The organism is Pseudomonas sp. BP6 (assembly GCF_017875935.1).
Lineage (GTDB): Bacteria > Pseudomonadota > Gammaproteobacteria > Pseudomonadales > Pseudomonadaceae > Aquipseudomonas > Aquipseudomonas putida_Y.
This window is the reverse complement of sequence record NZ_JAGINI010000001.1, coordinates 2,259,300-2,277,356: the sequence shown is the minus strand read 5'-3', so window position 1 is coordinate 2,277,356 and position 18,057 is coordinate 2,259,300. Positions and strand designations below refer to the sequence as shown.

Here is an 18,057-nt window from a genome sequence, read left to right as displayed (position 1 = left end):
GTAACCGACATGGCAGGACCACTTTCCGGGGTACGGGTACTGGACCTGACCTCTAATTTCATGGGCCCCTATGCCTCACTGCTGATGGCGGACATGGGCGCGGACATCTGCAAGATCGAGGCTCCCGGTGGTGACCCCACGCGCGGCGTCGGACCCTGCCGTAACTCAGGCATGAGCGCAATCTTCCTGCACCTGAACCGCAACAAACGCAGTGCCGTGCTGGACCTCAAGCACCCGGAGGCTGCACAAGCCCTCCAGCACATGCTGGCCTCCGCCGATGTGGTGTTGCATAGCCTGCGCCCCAAGGCAATGGCCAAGCTCGGGCTGACCTACGATGATGTCCGCAAGATCAACCCACGCATCATCTACTGCGGCGCTTTTGGCTTCGGACAGAACGGCCCTTACGCTGACCGCCCTGCCTACGACGACCTGATCCAGGCAGCTGTGGGCATGCCAGTGCTGCAAGCGCGCAAATCTGGCCCACCCTCCTACGTCGCCACAGCCATCGCTGACCGGATCGTCGGTATGGCAACCTGCAACGCGGTAGCGATGGCACTCTATTACCGCGAAAAGACCGGGCACGGACAATCGGTGGAAGTGCCGATGTTCGAAACTTTCGCTCACTTCGTGATGGGCGACCACCTGTACGGCCATACCTTCGAGCCGCCGATCGGCGACTGGGGCTACGCCCGCATGATGAGTGCCGAACGCCGTCCCTACCAGACGCAGGATGGCTACCTGGGCGTGAACATCTACACCGACCGCCACTGGCAGCGCTTCTTCCTCGCCGTCGGTCGCCCCGACATGGCTGACGACCCTCGCTACGGCACGATCTTCGGCCGTACCGAGAACATCGGCTACCTCTACAAGTTCCTGGCCGACACCTTCGAAACCAAGACGACTGCGCAGTGGCTGAGCATCCTGACTGAAGCCGACATTCCCGTCATCGAGATGAACACCCCTGAGACACTGCTGCATGACCCGCACATGGAAGCCGTCAACTTCTTCCAGGTGCAACAGCACCCGAGCGAAGGCCTGTTGCGCATGCTGGGTATCCCGCAACAGTGGAGCGAGAGCCAACCGGAGCAGCGCTACCCCGCTCCGCGCCTAGGCGAGCACACGGTGCAATTGCTGACCGAGTATGGCTTGACGACAGAACAGGCCCAACAGGTGGTGCAGTCCGGGGGTGCCGTGCAAGCCTCCATCGATACGGCCAGCGCGTGAGTAAGGAGCCCCCAATGCAAAAGGATCCCCGAGCAGACCTGCCCCTGGCCGGCATCACCGTGGTCGAACTGGGTGACAGCGCTTCTGCGCCATTTGCCGGCCACGTCCTTGCCGGCCTGGGTGCACAGGTCTGGAAGGTGGAGCGTCCGGCCGGCGACTCCTCCCGCAGTTGGGGCCCCAGCCAATGGAAAGGCAGCGGCGCCGCGTTCCACGCCATCAACCGCGGCAAGCGCTCCATCTGCCTGGACATCAAGGACCCGGTGCAACTGGCCACTCTGCATGACCTCATCGAGGGCCATGCCGATGTCTTCCTGCACAACCTGCGCCCGGGCAGTGCCGAGCGGTACCACCTGGACCCTGACAGCCTGCGCCAGCGCAAGCCTGACCTGGTGGTGTGCGAAGTTGGTGCCTATGGGCATCTGGGCCCCTTGAGCAAGCTGCCCGGCTACGACCCGTTGATGCAGGCGTTTTCCGGCATCATGACGCTCACCGGCGAGGACGGCCAGGCGCCTGTGCGCGCCGGTGTCTCCATCTGCGATTTCGGCACCGGCATGTGGGCCGTAATCGGTATCGCCGCCGCCCTTGTGCGTCGTGAGCGCAAGCAAATCGGCGCGACCGTCAACAGTTCGCTGCTGGAAACCGCGATCGCCTGGATGTCCATTGGTATCGCCAACTACGCCGCCGACGGCAACCCCGGTGGTCGACATGGTTCGGGCGTGGCCTTCATCGTGCCGCACCGTGCCTACGAGGCGGCAGACGGCCACGCCATCATCAGTGCGGCCAACGACACACTGTTTGCCCGCCTGTGCGATGCCCTGGGTCATCCCGAATGGGCCACCGACCCCAGGTTCGCCACCAATGCCGGGCGCATCGCCAACCGCAAGGCGATCGACGGGCTGATCGGCGAGCGCATGAAACAGCACAGGCGCGATCACTGGCAGAAACACTTCGATGCCCTCGGCCTGCCTTGCGCCTCGGTGCAAACCACCGAAGAACTCTACACCCATGAGCAAACCCGTGCCTTGGGTATCCTGGGCAGAACGGGCGAAGACGAGATCGAGCTGGTGGGCATGCCCCTTTCGTTCGACCGCCAGCGTCCACCCGCCCTGGCCTCGGCCCCCGAAATCGGCCAGGACAACGCACGCCTCCACCAGTTGCTGCAAGGTGCCTGATCAATGCGGGCACCCGTGCACCTTCACTCCTCATTGGATGGATTCATGAACAAGCAAGCTCAAGGCCCATTGAAGGGTGTCAAGATCGTCGAAATAGGTGGCATCGGCCCGGCCCCGTTCTGCTGCATGCTGCTGGCCGACCTGGGCGCTGAGGTCGTGCGCATCGACCGGCCTGCAGGCCATGATGGCGGCGCCCCTGTCGATGCACGTTTCGACCTGCTCAATCGTAGCCGGCGCAGCGTGCAGATGAACCTCAAACAGCCCGAGGCAGTGGCCGCGGTGCTGCGCCTGGTGGAACAGGCCGACGTGCTGGTGGAAGGCTTCCGCCCTGGTGTGATGGAGCGCCTGGGGCTGGGGCCCGAGGTCTGCCTGAGTGCCAACCCCCACCTGGTCTACGGCCGCATGACCGGCTGGGGCCAGGACGGCCCGCTGGCCCAGGCGCCGGGCCATGACGTCAACTACATCGCGCTGACCGGTGCCCTGCACGCCATGGGGCGCGCTGGCGAGGCGCCGGCGATTCCGCTGAACCTGGTGGGCGACTTCGGTGGTGGCTCGCTTTACCTTGCATTGGGCATCCTCAGTGCTCTGCTCGAGGCGCGCGCCTCAGGCCAGGGCCAGGTGGTGGATGCGGCCATGGTTGATGGCGCCGCCTCGTTGATGACCCTGGTCTATGGTTTCCATGCCGCGGGGTACTGGAAGGATGAGCGCGGCACCAACCGGCTCGACTCCGGCGCCCCCTGGTACAACGTCTATGAAACCCAGGACGGCAAGCACGTCAGCATCGCCGCCAACGAAGGGCGCTTCTACCGCGAAGCCCTGGGCGTGCTGGGCCTGGAGGAACGGGATCTACCAGCGCAGCACGATCAGGCCGGCTGGCCGCTGATGAAGCAGCGCTTCGCTGAGGTGTTCAAGACCCGTACGCGTGAGGAATGGACGGCGCTGGCCGCGGGTACCCAGTCCTGCATCGTGCCGGTGCTGTCGCTGGCCGAGGCACCGCAGCACACCCACGTGCAGCAACGCGGCAGCTTCGTGGAAGTTGATGGTGTGCTCCAGCCGGCGCCGGCGCCGCGCTTTAGCCGTACACCGGGCGCTATCCAGAACCCCCCACCACATCCTGGCCAGGATGCAGATACGGTGCTGGCCGACTGGGGCTTCTCGGCGCAGGAGCAACAGTGCCTACGCGCGGCAGGGGCCGTGCTCTAGGACGAACTTACCTGGGCCGGCATGCGGCCCTTCGCGGGTAAACCCGCTCCTACAGACCAGGTGTTACCCACGACATACACCTTCACTGCAGGAGCGGGTTTACCCCCGAGAGGCTGCCAATTCAACTGACTTAAGAACGGAACGTCATCGTTCCTGCCTCAGGACGCCATACCCCTGGCGCGAACGACAACGCCGATCAAGCAACTGTTTCAACCTTCTTGCTCACAGGAATCCACCCTGGCGCCGCCTCCACAGCTCGCAACAGACCCGCGGGGATGGATAACACCGCGCGCTTTTCCAGATCCAGTTCCTGACGGATTTGCGCACCGCAGCCCGACTGTGCCAATCCTACCCAGTCAGCGTTCATTACCAGCCCCTTGCCTATACCTGCCAGCGACAGCCCCAGGTCAAGCGCGGCCTGGGCCTGTTTGGGGGTGCGCAGCATGCCTGCCGCAAGTATTGGCACGCGCTTGTCGACGTGAGCAACGACCTGTTCCACGGTGAGGCGGGAGTCCGCTCCCAGCGGGCGCGCACCCAGAACGTCATTGAGCGAGACGTGTAAATAGTCGATGCCTTCGGCAATCAGCCCATCCACCAGCGCGCAGATGTCCGGCACTCGATAGCCGCCATCCTCGCGTTCCTCGGGTGAGATGCGGTAGCCCAATACAAACGGCCCCTTGGCATGGGCGGCAATCACCCGCTTCGCCTCCCGCACCACAGCCAGCGCGAAGCGCATGCGGTTTTCCGGTGAGCCACCCCATTCGTCATCGCGCTGGTTGTAGCGTGGCGAGAAGAAGTTCTGCAGCAAGAAACCGTGCGCACCATGCAGCTCTACCCCATCGAACCCCGCTTCGATGGCCCGGCGGGTAGCTTCGCCGAAGGCATGCACCATCTCAAAAATCTCGTCACGTGATAAAGCCCGGGGTGCCACATCGCCCCGGTTGAAGGGGCCGGCCAGTGCATTGACGGCACTGGCACTCACCAGTTCACCTCCTGGTACCGCCTCCACCACCGCCTTGTTGCCCGCATGGAAGATTTGCAGGACCGCCGCAGCGCCGCCACTCTTGGCGGCCTCAGCCAGCCGCTGCAAGCTGGGAATGAAGCGGTCGTCGTAGGCGGCGAACTCGTCGGTGAAACCGATGCCATTCTCCGTCACATGCGTACACCCCGTGATGACCATGCCCACGCCCTGGGCGCGGCGGCGGTAATAGTCCACCTCCGCATCCGAGACGGTGCCGTCGGGGTTGGCAGACCACGTGGTCATAGGCGCCATGACGACACGGTTGCGCAGCGTCAAGCCGCTATGGAGAGCGAAAGGTTGGAACAGGGTGGTGTGTTCAGAAGTCATTTAGAAACCTTGGCGCAACGCAGGCGCCCCAAAAGAAAGTCACAAGACCTTCAATCTGAGGCCAAAGCGGCCGCGAGCCAAGATTTCCAATCTACACAACAGTATTCAGTCCAGATTGACAATGAAGCGTGAGAATGCCGCTCAGCGCACCCGTTTCGTCTTGGAAGACGGCTGTCGCAGGGCTGCCATGCCCTCGCGCTTCTCGACCAGGAAGTCAATCAAGGCACGCACCTTGGCGGGCATCTGCGCGCGGGTCGGCGCATAGATGTAGAAACCCGCGAAGGGCTTGCACCAGGGCTGCAGCACACGTACCAGCGCACCCGAGTCCAAATGTCGCTGCACGGCAATGTCGATGTGCTGGATAAGGCCCACGTTCTGCAATGCGGCGCGGATCATGCCGTCATCGTCGTTCGTGATGACGCTGCCCTGCGGCTCTACTGTGAAGGCATGCCCGTCTTCTCCCGGTGCAGTGAACTCCCATGGCAGGATCGCACCACCCGGCATCCGAAACCGCAGGCAGTTGTGCTGCGCCAGATCGGCGGGGGTGGCCGGTTGCCCATGGCGCTCGAAATAGGCGGGCGTGCCCACCACCGCCATCTCCAGCGCCGACGTGATCGGCACGGCCACCATGTGCTCGGCCAGACTCTCGCCCACGCGGATGCCCGCATCGCAGCCGTCGGCCACGATGTTGGCCAGCGCATCATCGGCGACCAGCTCCAGTTGGAGTTTGGGGTAGCGGGAGCAGAATTCCTCCAGATGCGGCTCCAGCAGGGTTTTAGCCGCCACGCGGGAAGTATTCACCCGCACCAGGCCCGAAGGCTCATCGCGTGCGTCATGCATGGTGCGCACCGTGCGTTCCACCGCAATCAGCGCCGGATACCACACGTCATAAAGCCGCTGGCCTTCCTCGGTCAGCGACATGTCCCGCGTCGTGCGGTACAGCAGCTTGACGTTCAGGCGCCGTTCCAGCGCCTTCACGTTCTGCGACAGATTGGCCCGTGAGACGCCCATTTCCGCCGCCGCCTTGGTGAAGCTGCGGTGATGGGCGACGTGCGCAAACCAGGCCAGGGAAGGCAGTAATGACGGATCCATGCGTTGCTCATTGTCAATTTTAAAATACAACTGTAGTACAGATTGATGGCTATGACGAATCAATGATCCAGCCTAAAGTGGCTCCATCGCTGCTTGGCCGCACGTCCTTTTGAGGAATGCGACCCGGCAATTTTCACTCAGCGGCCTATCAACGGCCACCAGGAGCCCATCATGCAAAGCGTCAAGATCAAGACCACCTACTGGGACATCGCAGCAGACCTGCATTTCCCGCCAAACTTCGACGAGAAGAAGAAGCACCCAGCGATCATCAGCGCCCACCCCATCGGTAGCTGCAAGGAGCAGACCGCTGGAAATGTCTATGGCAAGGCACTGGCAGAAGCCGGGTTTGTCGTCATCGCCTTCGACCGCAGCACGCAAGGCCAGAGCGGTGGTGAGCCCCGCTACATTGAAGACCCGGCCATGGCCGTGGAAGACTTCAGCCGGGTCATGGACTACCTGGTCACCTTGCCCTACGTGGATGCCGACCGCATCGGTGTGCTGGGCATCTGCGGCGGCGGTGGCTATGCCATCAATGCAACCATGATCGAGCGGCGCATCAAGGCCCTGGTCAGCATCACCGGTGTCAACTACGGCCGCCTGTGCCGCGAAGGCTTCAGCGGTTTCGACCCGATTGGCCAGATGGAAGCTGTGGCCCAGCAACGCACCGCCGAAGCCCGGAGCGAGGCGCTCAAGGTTGACCTGTTCGTTCCGCCCTCCATGGATGCGGTCGCCCAGGCGGGGATCACGGACATCGATGTTCTCGGTGCCACGGACTACTACCGCAACCGCTGCGTCAACGACAACGCCGGCACGCGCGGGCTGTTCTCGCGCCGCGCTGCCTCCGCCGGCTGGGATGCCTTCCATCTGGCCGAAACGCTGCTGACAACGCCGATGATGGTGGTGGTCGGCGACAAGCCGGGCGGCTTCGGCGCCTATCGCGATGGCCTGGAGATCTACGCGCGCGCCGCTTCGAAGGTCAAGGAACTGGTCGTCGTCGAGGGTACTTCGCACTACGAGTTGTACGACCAGCCGGCCCCTGTCGGCCAGGCACTGGCCAAGGTGATCCCGTTCTATCAGCAGAACCTCTGAGCGAGAGAGGCAAGATGGTCACCAAAGCATTCAGCCAATGAATGAAGGAGTTACTGAAATGACCAAAGTATTGATTCTGGGCGCCAGCGGCCAGATCGCGCGATATGCCGTGCAGATGCTTGGCGAGCGTCAGGATGTCGAGCAGACGCTGCTTGTGCGCGATCCCAAGAAGCTGACCAGCACCGAACCCGCCAATGCCCGTATCGCCATCGGCGATGTGATGGACAAGAAGCTGCTGCCCCAGCTCATGGAGGGGCAGGATGTGGTTTATGCCAACCTGGCGGGCGATGTGGACCAGCAGACCGCGCACATCTTGGCGGTGATGAAGGCCAAGGGCGTCAAGCGTCTGATCTTCGTGAACTCGCTGGGCATTTACGACGAAGTGCCAGGCAAGTTTGGCGAATGGAACCGCAATGAAATTGGACAGTACCTGCCGCCGTACCGTGCGTCCGCGGACCTGATCGAGGCCTCGGAGACTGACTACACCATCCTGCGCGCCGCCTGGCTCCAGGACGAGGACGAGGTGGATTACGAGGTCACCAGCCGCGATGAGCCCTTCAAGGGCACCGAAGTGTCGCGCAAGAGCGTGGCCGCACTGGTGAGCGAGTTGGTGATGAGCCCCAGCCTGCTGGTGCGTGCCAACGTGGGGGTGAACAAGCCCAACACCGATGGCGACAAGCCTGCCTTCGTCTAAGCGAGCCGTTCTGCTCGACGCGATCGACCACTCGACTGTTTCGGCTCGGACAATAGTCCGGGCCAGAAAATCGGGTCATCGGTGGCTCTATTCACCAATGGTCACTGCATGAGATAGCCCATGTCCCTACTGCACTGGATTCTTACCGCGCTGGCGCTCGCGCTGCTGTCGATGTTCGCCTACCTGTATGCTGTGACCTGGATCGAAAGCCGCCAGGCTCGGCAGTTCGAACGCAAGTACCCCAACGCATCGGTCACCGCGGACATCTCGCCCACCTCACGAACGGCAGTGGTGTATTTCTCGCGCTCGGGGAACACTGCATTGGTCGCGCGCCATGTAACCCAACGACTCAATGCGACACTGGTTCCCCTGGATGCGCCCGACTACCGGTTAGGTATGGGTGGCTTGGCGCACGCCGTCATGGACGCGAACACACGCAGATCGAAGCCTGAGGTACTGCCGGACATCACCCCGCGCACCATCGACCTGAAACCGTTCGATACGGTCTGGCTTGGCTCGCCCGTGTGGCTCTATAGCCCCGCACCGCCGATCTGGGCGTTTGTCGAGCACAACCGCTTCGACGGCCAACGCGTGGTGCTCTTCAACACCTTCAACAGCCACATCGGCGATGACTACATCGTCAAGCTCAAGGCAAAGGTGATGGAGCGTGGTGCTCGGTCATTCGAGCATAAGCGTGTGCTGCGCGGGCGCATGACGCAGCAACTCACGCCCGAACAGATGTTGCAGGCCATTGATGAGCAATGGTTTGGCCCCCAAGCCGGGTCTTGAGTGCCCCCCTTGCACTGGCGATCGAGCGCCGCCCGGGCGGCGCTGTCAGCCATTTCCGATTTCGCGAAGAACTACAAATCATCGGGGCATTGGGGCGTTGCAGGCATCAGACTTCCTGGCAATTCTTGCCCACTGCTTCTGCCGTATCGAACCTGGAAACCGGGTTAGGAATAAAGGACACGACTGCCGCCGCAATCACTGCTGGCAACGCAAAGGCATAGAAATTCCATTGATGATCAAGGTTGGCGCCTACGATCCAGCCACCGATCATCGGCCCCAGGATCGCACCCGCCCGCCCGATGCCCAATACAGCGCCTACTGCCGCGCCGCGACATGAGGTCGGGAAATAAGCTCCCAGGAACCCATACAGCAAAGTGGTCGAGCCGATGGTACCAAGACCTGCGCCAAACACCGCGCACATCAGCCAGAACGCATCGAGCTTCTGGCTCAACGCCAATAGCGACAAGGCGCCAATCAGGTAGTACGGCACCAGCACTTTCTTCGAGCCGATGCGATCGGCGAACGCAGCACCGGCCAGGTTGCCGACGACCGCGCCCAGTTGTAGCACCAACAGAAACTGCAACGACGACCCCAGCGCATAGCCCGCTTGCCGCATCAGATGCGGCAACCAGGTATTGAGCCCATAAATGATCAGTTGGGTGCAGAACATCCCGCAGATGAACAGTACAGCCACACCTCGGAAGCCACTGGAGAACAGCAACCTGTAGCCAATTTTCCCCTCTGCGACGGGTTGCACCTTGTGCTGGAAGGCCTGCTCCTGGAGAACCTGTTCGAAATCCATCCCGTAACGGTGTGCCAGCGCTTTAGCCTCTTCGAGACGACCTCGGCCAACTAGAAAATTCACCGACTCAGGCAGCAAAAAGTACATCACCGGCAGAACCACGATATACAACCCTCCCAAGGCGTATAGCGTGCGCCAACTATGCTCCGGCAACAGGGCGATTGCGGCCAGTGCGGAAACGATGCCTCCCACCGCGTAACCGGTCAGCATAATACCGTTGTACAACTGGCGCCGGTGCCGTGGGGCATACTCGATCGTCAAGGCCACGGCGCACGGCACCACGCCGCCAAGGCCGATACCACACAAAAAGCGGAAGACGCCGAGCATATGCGGCGACTGCGCGGTGGCGCACAAGGCCGAGCCCACCGAAAACCAGAGGACACCAATCATGAGCAGGTTGCGACGACCGAGCCGGTCGGTCAGCCACCCGGTCAACAGGAAGCCCACCATCAGACCGGCCAGCGTCCAGCCCCCAATCATCCCGGCCATTGCCGGTGTCATATTCCAGCCAGGTTCTTCCATCAAGCTCGGGACAGTCGCCCCATAAATGATCAGGTCGTAGCCGTCAGCCACGATCGTCAGGAAACACAGGATGACCACGAGCAGCCCGCTTCGTGTTGAAACCGTTGCTTGCCTCATTGCGCTTGCCTCCAGCCAGGCACGGACTCCCATGTCCGCAACGACAAGGAGGACCGGGCCCAACATTTCAGGTAATTGTTTTTGTTGTTCGATAGGTACCGACCAGAAGGCCGTCCCATCCGCGTGGCAAACCGTTCTTCGTGAGTCTCGACAAGCTCGCTGCCTATCGCCCCACACGTTCGAAGATGGCGGCCAAGCCCTGGCCACCGCCGATGCACATGGTCTCCAGGGCATAGCGCCCCTGGCGACGCTGCAGCTCATGCAGCACCGAGGTCATGATGCGCATGCCCGTAGCACCCACCGGATGCCCCAGGGAGATGCCCGAACCATTCACATTGAGCCGGTCCGGGTCGTTCCAACCCCAACCCTTGAGCACCGCCAGCACCTGGCAGGCAAAGGCCTCGTTGACCTCCACCAGGTCCATCTGCTCGAAGCCAAGCCCGGTACGGGCGAACAGCTTGTTCACCGCCGGTACCGGTCCGATGCCCATGGTCGCTGGCTCGCAACCGGCCGCCGCCCAACTGTGCAGGTAGCCGATCGGCTCCAGGCCCAACTCCTCCAGCTTATCCTCGGCCACCACCAGGCAGGCTGCCGCGGCGTCGTTCTGCTGGGAGGCGTTGCCGGCGGTGACCGTACCGCCCTTGCTCAGCGTGCGCAGGCCGGCCAGTTTTTCGAGCGTGGTGTCACCACGCACGCCCTCATCGCGGGTCACCCACAGCGGCTCGCCGCGCTTCTGCGGCACGCTGACCGGTACGATCTCGTCATCGAAACGCCCGGCCTCCCAGGCGGCGGCAGCGCGTTGCTGGCTGCGTGCGGCAAAAGCGTCGGACGCCTCACGGCTGATGCCGTATTCGCGAGCCAGGTTCTCGGCAGTCTCGATCATTCCCGAGATACGGCCGAAGCGGTGCTCCGGCTGCGAACGCTCGCGGCCCCGATCCAGGCGGTCGTGCAGCGTCACGGAGCCGGCCTTGGAGCCCCAGCGCATGTCAGTGCTGTAGTACTCGATGTTGCTCATGCTCTCTACGCCACCGGCGAGTACCACGTCGGCGGCGCCGGTCTGCACCATCATCGCGGCGCTGACCAGGGCCTGCAGGCCACCGCCACAACGGCGGTCCAGCTGCATGCCCGGCACGCTCACCGGCAGCCCCGCCTCCAGGGCAATCCAGCGGCCCACGCAGGGAGTTTCGGAGTTGGCATAGGACTGGGCGAACACCACATCATCGATACGCTCAGGGTCCAGCCTGGTTTGCGCCAGGATGGCTTTGACCACCTCCGCGCCCAGGCGCTCCACTGGCACGCCGCGCAGGCTGCCGCCAAATGTCCCAACCGCGGTTCGGCGCGGTGCCACGATCGCTGCTCTTCTCATCGTTGCCTCTCCTCAGAGCGCGTCTTGCAGTTGCGGGACCAACTCGAACAGGTCGCCCACCAGGCCGTAATCGGCGACCTGGAAGATCGGCGCTTCTTCGTCTTTGTTGATCGCCACGATCACCTTGGAGTCCTTCATGCCCGCCAGGTGCTGGATCGCGCCGGAGATACCGACGGCGATGTACAGCTGCGGCGCGACGATCTTGCCGGTCTGGCCGACTTGCATGTCGTTGGGGGCATACCCCGCGTCGACTGCGGCGCGCGAGGCACCGACAGCGGCGCCGAGCTTGTCCGCAAGGGTGTACAGCAGGCTGAAATTGTCCCCGCTCTGCATGCCCCGACCACCGGAAACGACGATCTTGGCTCCGGTCAGTTCGGGGCGGTCCGACTTGGCCAGTTGCTCGCCCACGAAGCGGGACAACCCCTTTTGGAGGCTCACCTCGACTGTCTCGATGCTCGCGCTCCCGCCTTCGGCCGCTACCGGGTCAAAGCCCGTGGCACGCACACTGATCACCTTGACCGGGGCCGAGGACTGCACGGTGGCAATGGCATTACCAGCGTAGATCGGGCGCTTGAAGGTGTCCGGGCTGACCACCTCTATGATTTCGGAGATCTGGTCCACATCCATCAGCGCCGCCGCGCGTGGCAGATAGTTCTTGCCATTGGTGGTGGCCGGGGCCAGCACATGGCTGAAGCCCTTGCCCAGCGCCGCCACCATGGACGCTACATGCTCGGCCAGCAGGTTGGCATAGGCTTCGTTGTCAGCGACCAGCACCTTGCTGACGCCCTCGACCTTGGCTGCCGCCTGCGCGACCGCATCGACCTGGTGGCCGGCCACCAGAACGGCGATGTTGTCATCGATTTTCCGGGCAGCGGCCACGGTATTCAGTGTGACGGCGGCCAGGGCGCCATTGCTGTGTTCAGCGATTACCAGGACGGCCATCAGATCACCTTCGCTTCGTTCTTGAGTTTTTCGACCAGCTCGGCCACGGTTTTCACCTTGATGCCGCCACTGCGTACCGCTGGCGCTTCGACTTTCAGGGTCTTGACCGTCAAGGTGATGGTGACGCCCAGCGCCTCAGGCGTCAGGGTCTCCAGTGGTTTTTTCTTGGCCTTCATGATGTTTGGCAGCGACGCATAGCGCGGCTCGTTCAGGCGCAGGTCAGTGGTCACGATCGCTGGAAGGGTCAACTCCAGGGTCTGCAGGCCACCATCGATTTCACGGGTGACGTTCAACGTGTCACCTGCCAGTTCCACCTTGGAAGCGAAAGTGCCCTGGGCATAGCCGGTCAGCGCAGCCAGCATCTGGCCGGTCTGGTTGTTGTCGCTGTCGATGGCTTGCTTGCCAAGGATCACCAGCCGAGGCTGCTCTTTGTCGACCACGGCCTTGAGCGCCTTGGCGATGGCCAACGAGCTCAGATCGTCACTCGCCTCCACCAGGATGGCGCGGTCGGCGCCCAGGGCCAAGGCCGTGCGCAACTGCTCCTGAGCAGCGTTCGAAGCGACGCTCACCACTACCACTTCACTGGCGATGCCTTGCTCCTTGAGCCGGACGGCTTCTTCCACTGCGATCTCGCAGAACGGGTTGAGGGCCATTTTCACACTGGTCAGTTCAACGCCGGACTGGTCCGCCTTGACGCGGACCTTCACGTTGAAATCGACCACGCGCTTGACTGCTACGAGGACTTTCATGCTTGAACATCTCCAACAGAGCTGGAACGGGAAAGAATGCGACGTGCTCGCTCGATCAGGGGGCGATCGACCATTGCGCCGTCAACTTGAACAGCGCCACCATCGCGGATGGCCTCCAGAACGCGGCACGCCCAATTGACGGACTGCGCGTCTGGCAGGAACGCTTCGATGATTGGGGCTACTTGGCGGGGATGGATCGCCAGCTTGCCGCCAAAGCCCATTTCGGCAGCCACCTGAGCATCCTGCAGAACCACATTCGGCTCATCGAATACTGTCGTGACCCCCTCCAGCGGGGATGGCAGGCCTGCCAGGCAAGACTTCAGCAGCAGGGCACTGCGGAAGTAGCTCAACGCTTCACGGCTGGGATGACAGCCCAAGTCCAGGGCCAAATCCAAAGAGCCGAACGCTGCCTGGACAACGCCGGGCTCTCTCAACAACCAGGCCAGATCCTCGAAAGCCGCAGCGGTTTCGATCAAGGCGATGATCGGCACTTGGCGGCCTAGCAAGGCATGCACAAGGCGAATGTCTGCGGCCGTTTCGGCTTTTGCCAGCATCAACGCATCGAAACTGACATCGCGCAGTGCCGAGAGGTCTTCCTGGAAATGCGCGCTTGAACTGGCATTCACTCTGATAATGACAGGGACATTATCGATCCCGTGGTTGGCTACCGACTCCCTGGCCAATGACCGGGCGTTAGGCGCTACGGCGTCCTCCAGGTCAAGGATTACAGCATCAGCCCCGCTGTAGGCCGCTTTAGCGAAACGCTCAGGGCGATCACCGGGCACGAACAGGGGCGCCAACGGCGGGCGATATTCTTTCAACATGTCGCAGTTGCCTCCATGTTCACATTACCATCTGCGTCTTGCGTCCACGCACGTAACCCCTCGCCCAGCGAGCTACGGGATACTGCGGCGCGAAACACCGGGCCGGCGATAAGCGGTACCAGACCGCGATAATCAAAGTGCGACGGCACCTTGCCCGCATGGCGTGCCGCCAGGTTGAAGAGCAGGCTGGCCTGCAATGGCCCCTGTACGACCAAGCCTTGATAACCTTCCACTTCGGTGGCGTAGGGCAGGTCGTAATGGATGCGATGGGCATTGAAGGTCAACGCCGAATACCGCATAAGCAGCGTGGGAGGCGTCTCTATCCAATGCTCCCATTCTCCTACCTGCGTGACGCCGCCTTTGGGTGCGGGGCCCGGAGCCGCTGGGGCGCGGTAAACGATGTCCTGCCGTTCTCGGATCGCTACCCTGCCTTTACAGGAAAGTTCGTGGTCAACGGTCACGAAGCACAGCTTGCCGCTACGGCCCTCTTTGAAACGGATGTCTCTTATTGTCGATAGTCGACGAATCAGCTTGCCAATGGGCAACGGTTCAAGCGTTTGCACCTCGCCACCCGCCCACATGCGACGCGGCAATAATACTGGCGGCAGAAACCCTCCTCGCCGCGGATGCCCGTCCTCTCCCAGCTCTGCCATGCTCGCCGCTGCTGGACTGGGTGCAAGGCACCAATGCAAGCCTGGCGGTGCATACCCATCGGCGTCCCAAAGATGCGGACCCAAGGTGGCACGATAGGCCTCAAGCATTTGAGGACTGATGACCGCCGAACAACGCTCCTGTCGCCCTACCCATCCCTGCAATTGTCCAAGATCGAGTTCACTCATCACCTTGTCCTCAGAAAGAGCGCGGCATCTCGAGCAGGTGCTCGGCGACATAGCTGAGAATCAGGTTTGTAGAGATAGGCGCAACTTGATACAGGCGTGTCTCACGGAACTTGCGTTCTACGTCATACTCGTTCGCAAAGCCGAAGCCACCATGGGTCTGCAGGCAAGCGTTGGCTGCCTCCCAACTGGCCTTGGCTGCCAGGTACTTGGCCATGTTGGCCGCCGCACCGGCATTGCGGCCACTGTCGTACTCTTCACACGCGCGCCAACGCATTAGGTCGGCGGCCTCGATCTCGATATGGGCTTCGGCGATGGGGAATTGCACACCTTGGTTCTGCCCAATCGGGCGGCCAAAGACGACACGATCGCGGGCATACGCACTGGCCTTTTCGACGAACCAGCGACCATCGCCGATGCATTCGGCGGCGATCAGCGTGCGCTCCGCATTGAGTCCATCGAGAATGTAGCGGAAGCCCTTGCCCTCTTCGCCGATCAAGCTGCTGGCCGGAATTTCCAGGTTGTCGAAAAACAGCTCGTTGGTCTCGTGGTTCACCAGGTTGGCGATCGGCTGGACCGTCAAGCCATTGCCAATGGCCTCGCGCAGGTCGACCAGGAAGATCGACATGCCATCGACCTTCTTCTTCACCTCCGCCAACGGCGTGGTGCGAGCCAGCAGAATCATCAAATCCGAGTGCTGCACCCGGGAGATCCACACCTTCTGCCCATTGATGATGTACTTGTCGCCTTGGCGCACTGCGGTGGTCTTGATCTTGGTGGTGTCGGTGCCGGTGGTCGGCTCAGTCACGCCCATCGACTGCAAACGCAGTTCGCCGCTGGCCAGCTTTGGCAGGTAATGGCGCTTCTGCTCTTCACTGCCGTTACGCAGCAGGGTGAACATGTTGTACATCTGCCCATGGATGGTGCCGGAGTTACCACCGCAGTGATTGACCTCCTCCAAAATCACCGATGCCTCAGCGAGTCCCAAGCCCGAGCCGCCATATTCTTCCGGGATCATCGCCGACAGCCAGCCCGCCTCCGTCATGGCCGTGACGAAGGCTTCCGGGAAACCTTTTTGCTCGTCGATCTTGCGCCAGTATTCGGCGGGGAACTCCGCGCACAGGGCACGGACGCCCTCACGGATGTCTTGGTAGTGCTGTTGGGTGTGTGTGGCAGTCATAAAACTCAACCTCATGAACGCGTTAAACCGGGTCCCAGCAAAAGACGTCCGCGCTGACCTGCAGCGAGGTGAAAGAGCCGGTGAGCGCTGGCATGCCATGCTCTGCGATGGCCTGGGCAGTCCAGCCTTCGCCTTGCTGCACCGAGCGCACCGGGCGGTTCTGGCCCATCAGGAAGATCTCGTTGCGGCGCACGGTGAACACCTGGCCGTTCACGTCCTTGGCCTGGTCCGACAGCAGGTACACCGCCAGCGGAGCATTCTTTTCCGGCGTCATCTGCTTCAAGCGCTCGACCCGGGCCTTTTCTTCCGCCGTCACATCCGGTATCGCGCTGGTCATGCGGCTCCAGGCGAATGGCGCCAGGCAGTTGGAGCGCACGTTGAAGCGCTGCATGTCCAGCGCGATGGATTTGCTCAGTGCCACCATCCCCAGCTTGGCCGCCGAGTAGTTGGCCTGGCCGACGTTGCCGATCAGCGCCGAAGTGCTGACCATGTGCACGAAGGCCCCGCTGCTCTGTGCGCGAAAACGCTCGGCGGCGGCACGGCTGACGAAGAAGCTGCCGTTCAGGTGCACCTGGATCACTGACTGCCAATCCTCCACACTCATCTTGTGGAAGATCACGTCGCGGATGATGCCGGCGTTGTTCACAACGCCATCGATACGGCCAAAGCTGTCCATGGCGCAGGTGATGATGTTCTGCGCGCCATTCCAGTCGGCCACGCTGTCGGTGTTGATCACCGCGCGACCACCGAAGCCTTCGATCAGTTTCAACGTCTCCTGGGCCGGGGTGGACGAGCCGCCCTCGCCGCCCAGGGACACGCCCACGTCATTGATCACCACCGAGGCGCCGGCACGTGCCATTTCCACGGCGATGGCCCGGCCGATGCCGCCACCGGCACCGGTGACCACCACTACTTTGTTGTCGAGCATGTCGTTCTCTCCGTCGATCGGTTACAGGCCGAGCATCGCTTTGGCCAGGATGTTGCGCTGGATCTCCGAGCTGCCGCCGTAGATGGTCGCGGGGCGCGCCTGGAGGAACAGGCCGGTGGGGTTCAGGTTGCCGTTGCCCTCGATCGGCTCCAGATAGGCGGCGTATTCCCCGGCGATCTCCAGCATGTAGTCGGTGATGCGCTGGAATAGCTCGGTCTGGTGCACCTTGAGCAGCGACACGTCGGCGCCCAGGTTCTCGCCCCGGCGCAGGCGCTCGGCGAAGGTCTCGAACAGCAGCTTGTGGTCGTCCAGGTCCAGGCGCAGGCGGGTCAGGCGGTCGCGGAAACCCGGCTCGTCGTGAAGGCCCAAGTGCTCGCCGAGCACTTCCAGGCGGGTCAGGGCATTGGCGGACTGCTTGGGCGAGCCGAGGAAGATGCGCTCGAAGCCCAGCAGCGCCTTAGCCATGGTCCAGCCAGCATTCATTTCGCCAACCAGGTTGGCCTTGGGCACGCGCACATCGTCGAAGAACACCTCGCAGAGCTCGTCGTGCAGGTCCAGGTTGAGGATCGGCCGCACGGTCACGCCGGGGCTGTCCATCGGCACCAGCAGGAAGCTGATGCCCTCCTGCTTCTTCGCCGTCTTGTCGGTGCGCACCAGCAGGAAGATCCAGTCGGCGTCGGTGGCCAGGGTGGTCCAGATTTTCTGGCCGTTGACTACCCATTCGTCATCGTCGAGCACCGCTTCTGTGCGCAGGCTGGCCAGGTCGGAGCCAGCGTTGGGCTCGCTGTAGCCCTGGCACCAGATGTGCTCGCCGGAAAGGATGCGCGGCAGGAAGTACTGCTGTTGCTCGGGTGAGCCGTAGCGGATCAGCAGCGGGCCGAGCAACATGATGCCGTGGTCCGGGGTACGGGCCACGCCGTGGTTCTCGAATTCCTCGGTATAGATCAGCTGCTTGGCCGCCGACAGGCCCATGCCACCGAACTCACGGGGCCAGCCCGGGCAAAGCCAGCCGTGCTCGGAGAGGGTCATGTACCAGTCCTTGACCTCTTCCCAATGCAGGCGTTTGGGTAAGTCGCGCAGCGCTTCGGGAAAGTGCGCATGCAGGAATTCGCGTACGGCTTGGCGGAAGGCATCGTCGCTCAGGGCGTTGAAATCGGGCAGTTGTGGTGTGTCGCTCATG

The 18,057-nt window shown here is 62.4% G+C and carries 17 protein-coding genes; 6 read left to right on the top strand and 11 right to left on the bottom strand.

Annotated elements, in window-relative coordinates; all coding sequences use genetic code 11:
• Positions 1–9: 9 nt before the first annotated feature.
• Genes J3A98_RS10400 through J3A98_RS10390 form a run of 3 tightly spaced genes read left to right on the top strand, consistent with a single transcriptional unit; the run spans position 10 to position 3,599 of the window.
• Entirely contained in the window at positions 10–1,224 is a 1,215-nt protein-coding gene (locus J3A98_RS10400) for a CoA transferase (RefSeq protein WP_209965891.1), read from the top strand.
• A gap of 14 nt (positions 1,225–1,238) precedes the next feature.
• A complete protein-coding gene (locus J3A98_RS10395) occupies positions 1,239–2,396 on the top strand; it encodes a CoA transferase (protein WP_209965890.1) in 1,158 nt (385 codons plus the stop codon).
• 45 nt (positions 2,397–2,441) lie between these two features.
• A complete protein-coding gene (locus tag J3A98_RS10390; protein WP_209965888.1) occupies positions 2,442–3,599 on the top strand; it encodes a CaiB/BaiF CoA-transferase family protein in 1,158 nt (385 codons plus the stop codon).
• Positions 3,600–3,795: 196 nt separating this feature from the next.
• Here the strand turns inward: J3A98_RS10390 and J3A98_RS10385 are convergent, their stop codons facing one another.
• Together J3A98_RS10385 and J3A98_RS10380 are read right to left on the bottom strand one after the other, a co-directional pair.
• Positions 3,796–4,947, bottom strand: coding sequence for an NADH-dependent flavin oxidoreductase (locus J3A98_RS10385; RefSeq protein ID WP_209965886.1), 1,152 nt, complete (start codon positions 4,945–4,947; stop codon positions 3,796–3,798).
• Between the two features lie 141 nt (positions 4,948–5,088).
• A complete protein-coding gene (locus tag J3A98_RS10380) occupies positions 5,089–6,039 on the bottom strand; it encodes a LysR family transcriptional regulator (protein WP_209965883.1) in 951 nt (316 codons plus the stop codon).
• A 171-nt stretch (positions 6,040–6,210) separates the two neighbouring features.
• On the opposite strand from J3A98_RS10380, the gene J3A98_RS10375 reads away from it, so the two are divergent.
• From J3A98_RS10375 to J3A98_RS10365, 3 genes are all read left to right on the top strand, one after another.
• On the top strand, positions 6,211–7,128 hold the full coding sequence (locus tag J3A98_RS10375) for an alpha/beta hydrolase (protein ID WP_209965880.1): 918 nt from the start codon (positions 6,211–6,213) through the stop codon (positions 7,126–7,128).
• Between the two features lie 58 nt (positions 7,129–7,186).
• A complete protein-coding gene (locus tag J3A98_RS10370) occupies positions 7,187–7,822 on the top strand; it encodes an SDR family oxidoreductase (RefSeq protein ID WP_209965879.1) in 636 nt (211 codons plus the stop codon).
• Positions 7,823–7,942: 120 nt separating this feature from the next.
• On the top strand, positions 7,943–8,611 hold the full coding sequence (locus J3A98_RS10365; RefSeq protein ID WP_209965877.1) for a hypothetical protein: 669 nt from the start codon (positions 7,943–7,945) through the stop codon (positions 8,609–8,611).
• A gap of 106 nt (positions 8,612–8,717) precedes the next feature.
• Here J3A98_RS10365 and J3A98_RS10360 read toward each other — a convergent pair whose 3' ends face one another.
• The 9 genes from J3A98_RS10360 to J3A98_RS10320 form a co-directional block, all read right to left on the bottom strand.
• Entirely contained in the window at positions 8,718–10,052 is a 1,335-nt protein-coding gene (locus tag J3A98_RS10360) for an aromatic acid/H+ symport family MFS transporter (protein ID WP_209965874.1), read from the bottom strand.
• Positions 10,053–10,215: 163 nt separating this feature from the next.
• On the bottom strand, positions 10,216–11,418 hold the full coding sequence (locus J3A98_RS10355) for an acetyl-CoA C-acetyltransferase (protein WP_209965872.1): 1,203 nt from the start codon (positions 11,416–11,418) through the stop codon (positions 10,216–10,218).
• Between the two features lie 12 nt (positions 11,419–11,430).
• Positions 11,431–12,360, bottom strand: a complete 930-nt coding sequence (locus J3A98_RS10350; RefSeq protein ID WP_209965871.1) for an FAD-binding protein — start codon at positions 12,358–12,360, stop codon at positions 11,431–11,433.
• Positions 12,360–13,109 carry an electron transfer flavoprotein subunit beta/FixA family protein gene (locus tag J3A98_RS10345; RefSeq protein WP_209965868.1) on the bottom strand — a complete coding sequence of 250 codons (750 nt, stop codon included), beginning with the start codon at positions 13,107–13,109 and terminating at the stop codon, positions 12,360–12,362. The genes J3A98_RS10350 and J3A98_RS10345 overlap by 1 nt, the downstream gene beginning before the upstream one ends.
• Complete coding sequence (locus tag J3A98_RS10340; RefSeq protein WP_209965865.1) at positions 13,106–13,933, bottom strand: CoA ester lyase; 828 nt, start codon at positions 13,931–13,933, stop codon at positions 13,106–13,108. The genes J3A98_RS10345 and J3A98_RS10340 overlap by 4 nt, the downstream gene beginning before the upstream one ends.
• Positions 13,927–14,772: a MaoC family dehydratase N-terminal domain-containing protein gene (locus J3A98_RS10335; RefSeq protein WP_209965863.1), complete on the bottom strand. Its 846-nt coding sequence runs from the start codon at positions 14,770–14,772 to the stop codon at positions 13,927–13,929. Before J3A98_RS10335 ends, J3A98_RS10340 begins: the two co-directional genes overlap by 7 nt.
• A gap of 10 nt (positions 14,773–14,782) precedes the next feature.
• Positions 14,783–15,949 (bottom strand): acyl-CoA dehydrogenase family protein, encoded by a 1,167-nt coding sequence (locus tag J3A98_RS10330; protein ID WP_209965861.1) that lies wholly within the window; start codon positions 15,947–15,949, stop codon positions 14,783–14,785.
• A 22-nt stretch (positions 15,950–15,971) separates the two neighbouring features.
• Entirely contained in the window at positions 15,972–16,877 is a 906-nt protein-coding gene (locus J3A98_RS10325) for an SDR family NAD(P)-dependent oxidoreductase (protein WP_209965858.1), read from the bottom strand.
• A 21-nt stretch (positions 16,878–16,898) separates the two neighbouring features.
• The gene (locus J3A98_RS10320) at positions 16,899–18,038 is read right to left on the bottom strand and encodes an acyl-CoA dehydrogenase family protein (RefSeq protein ID WP_209969810.1); all 1,140 of its coding nucleotides are present in this window, start codon (positions 18,036–18,038) and stop codon (positions 16,899–16,901) included.
• Positions 18,039–18,057 lie beyond the last annotated feature (19 nt).

Coding starts and splice junctions, on each gene's coding strand:
- J3A98_RS10400 (WP_209965891.1), top strand. CDS start 10: ATGGCAGGACCACTTTCCGGGGTACGGGTACTGGACCTGACCTCTAAT.
- J3A98_RS10395 (WP_209965890.1), top strand. CDS start 1,239: ATGCAAAAGGATCCCCGAGCAGACCTGCCCCTGGCCGGCATCACCGTG.
- J3A98_RS10390 (WP_209965888.1), top strand. CDS start 2,442: ATGAACAAGCAAGCTCAAGGCCCATTGAAGGGTGTCAAGATCGTCGAA.
- J3A98_RS10385 (WP_209965886.1), bottom strand. CDS start 4,947: ATGACTTCTGAACACACCACCCTGTTCCAACCTTTCGCTCTCCATAGC.
- J3A98_RS10380 (WP_209965883.1), bottom strand. CDS start 6,039: ATGGATCCGTCATTACTGCCTTCCCTGGCCTGGTTTGCGCACGTCGCC.
- J3A98_RS10375 (WP_209965880.1), top strand. CDS start 6,211: ATGCAAAGCGTCAAGATCAAGACCACCTACTGGGACATCGCAGCAGAC.
- J3A98_RS10370 (WP_209965879.1), top strand. CDS start 7,187: ATGACCAAAGTATTGATTCTGGGCGCCAGCGGCCAGATCGCGCGATAT.
- J3A98_RS10365 (WP_209965877.1), top strand. CDS start 7,943: ATGTCCCTACTGCACTGGATTCTTACCGCGCTGGCGCTCGCGCTGCTG.
- J3A98_RS10360 (WP_209965874.1), bottom strand. CDS start 10,052: ATGAGGCAAGCAACGGTTTCAACACGAAGCGGGCTGCTCGTGGTCATC.
- J3A98_RS10355 (WP_209965872.1), bottom strand. CDS start 11,418: ATGAGAAGAGCAGCGATCGTGGCACCGCGCCGAACCGCGGTTGGGACA.
- J3A98_RS10350 (WP_209965871.1), bottom strand. CDS start 12,360: ATGGCCGTCCTGGTAATCGCTGAACACAGCAATGGCGCCCTGGCCGCC.
- J3A98_RS10345 (WP_209965868.1), bottom strand. CDS start 13,109: ATGAAAGTCCTCGTAGCAGTCAAGCGCGTGGTCGATTTCAACGTGAAG.
- J3A98_RS10340 (WP_209965865.1), bottom strand. CDS start 13,933: ATGTTGAAAGAATATCGCCCGCCGTTGGCGCCCCTGTTCGTGCCCGGT.
- J3A98_RS10335 (WP_209965863.1), bottom strand. CDS start 14,772: ATGAGTGAACTCGATCTTGGACAATTGCAGGGATGGGTAGGGCGACAG.
- J3A98_RS10330 (WP_209965861.1), bottom strand. CDS start 15,949: ATGACTGCCACACACACCCAACAGCACTACCAAGACATCCGTGAGGGC.
- J3A98_RS10325 (WP_209965858.1), bottom strand. CDS start 16,877: ATGCTCGACAACAAAGTAGTGGTGGTCACCGGTGCCGGTGGCGGCATC.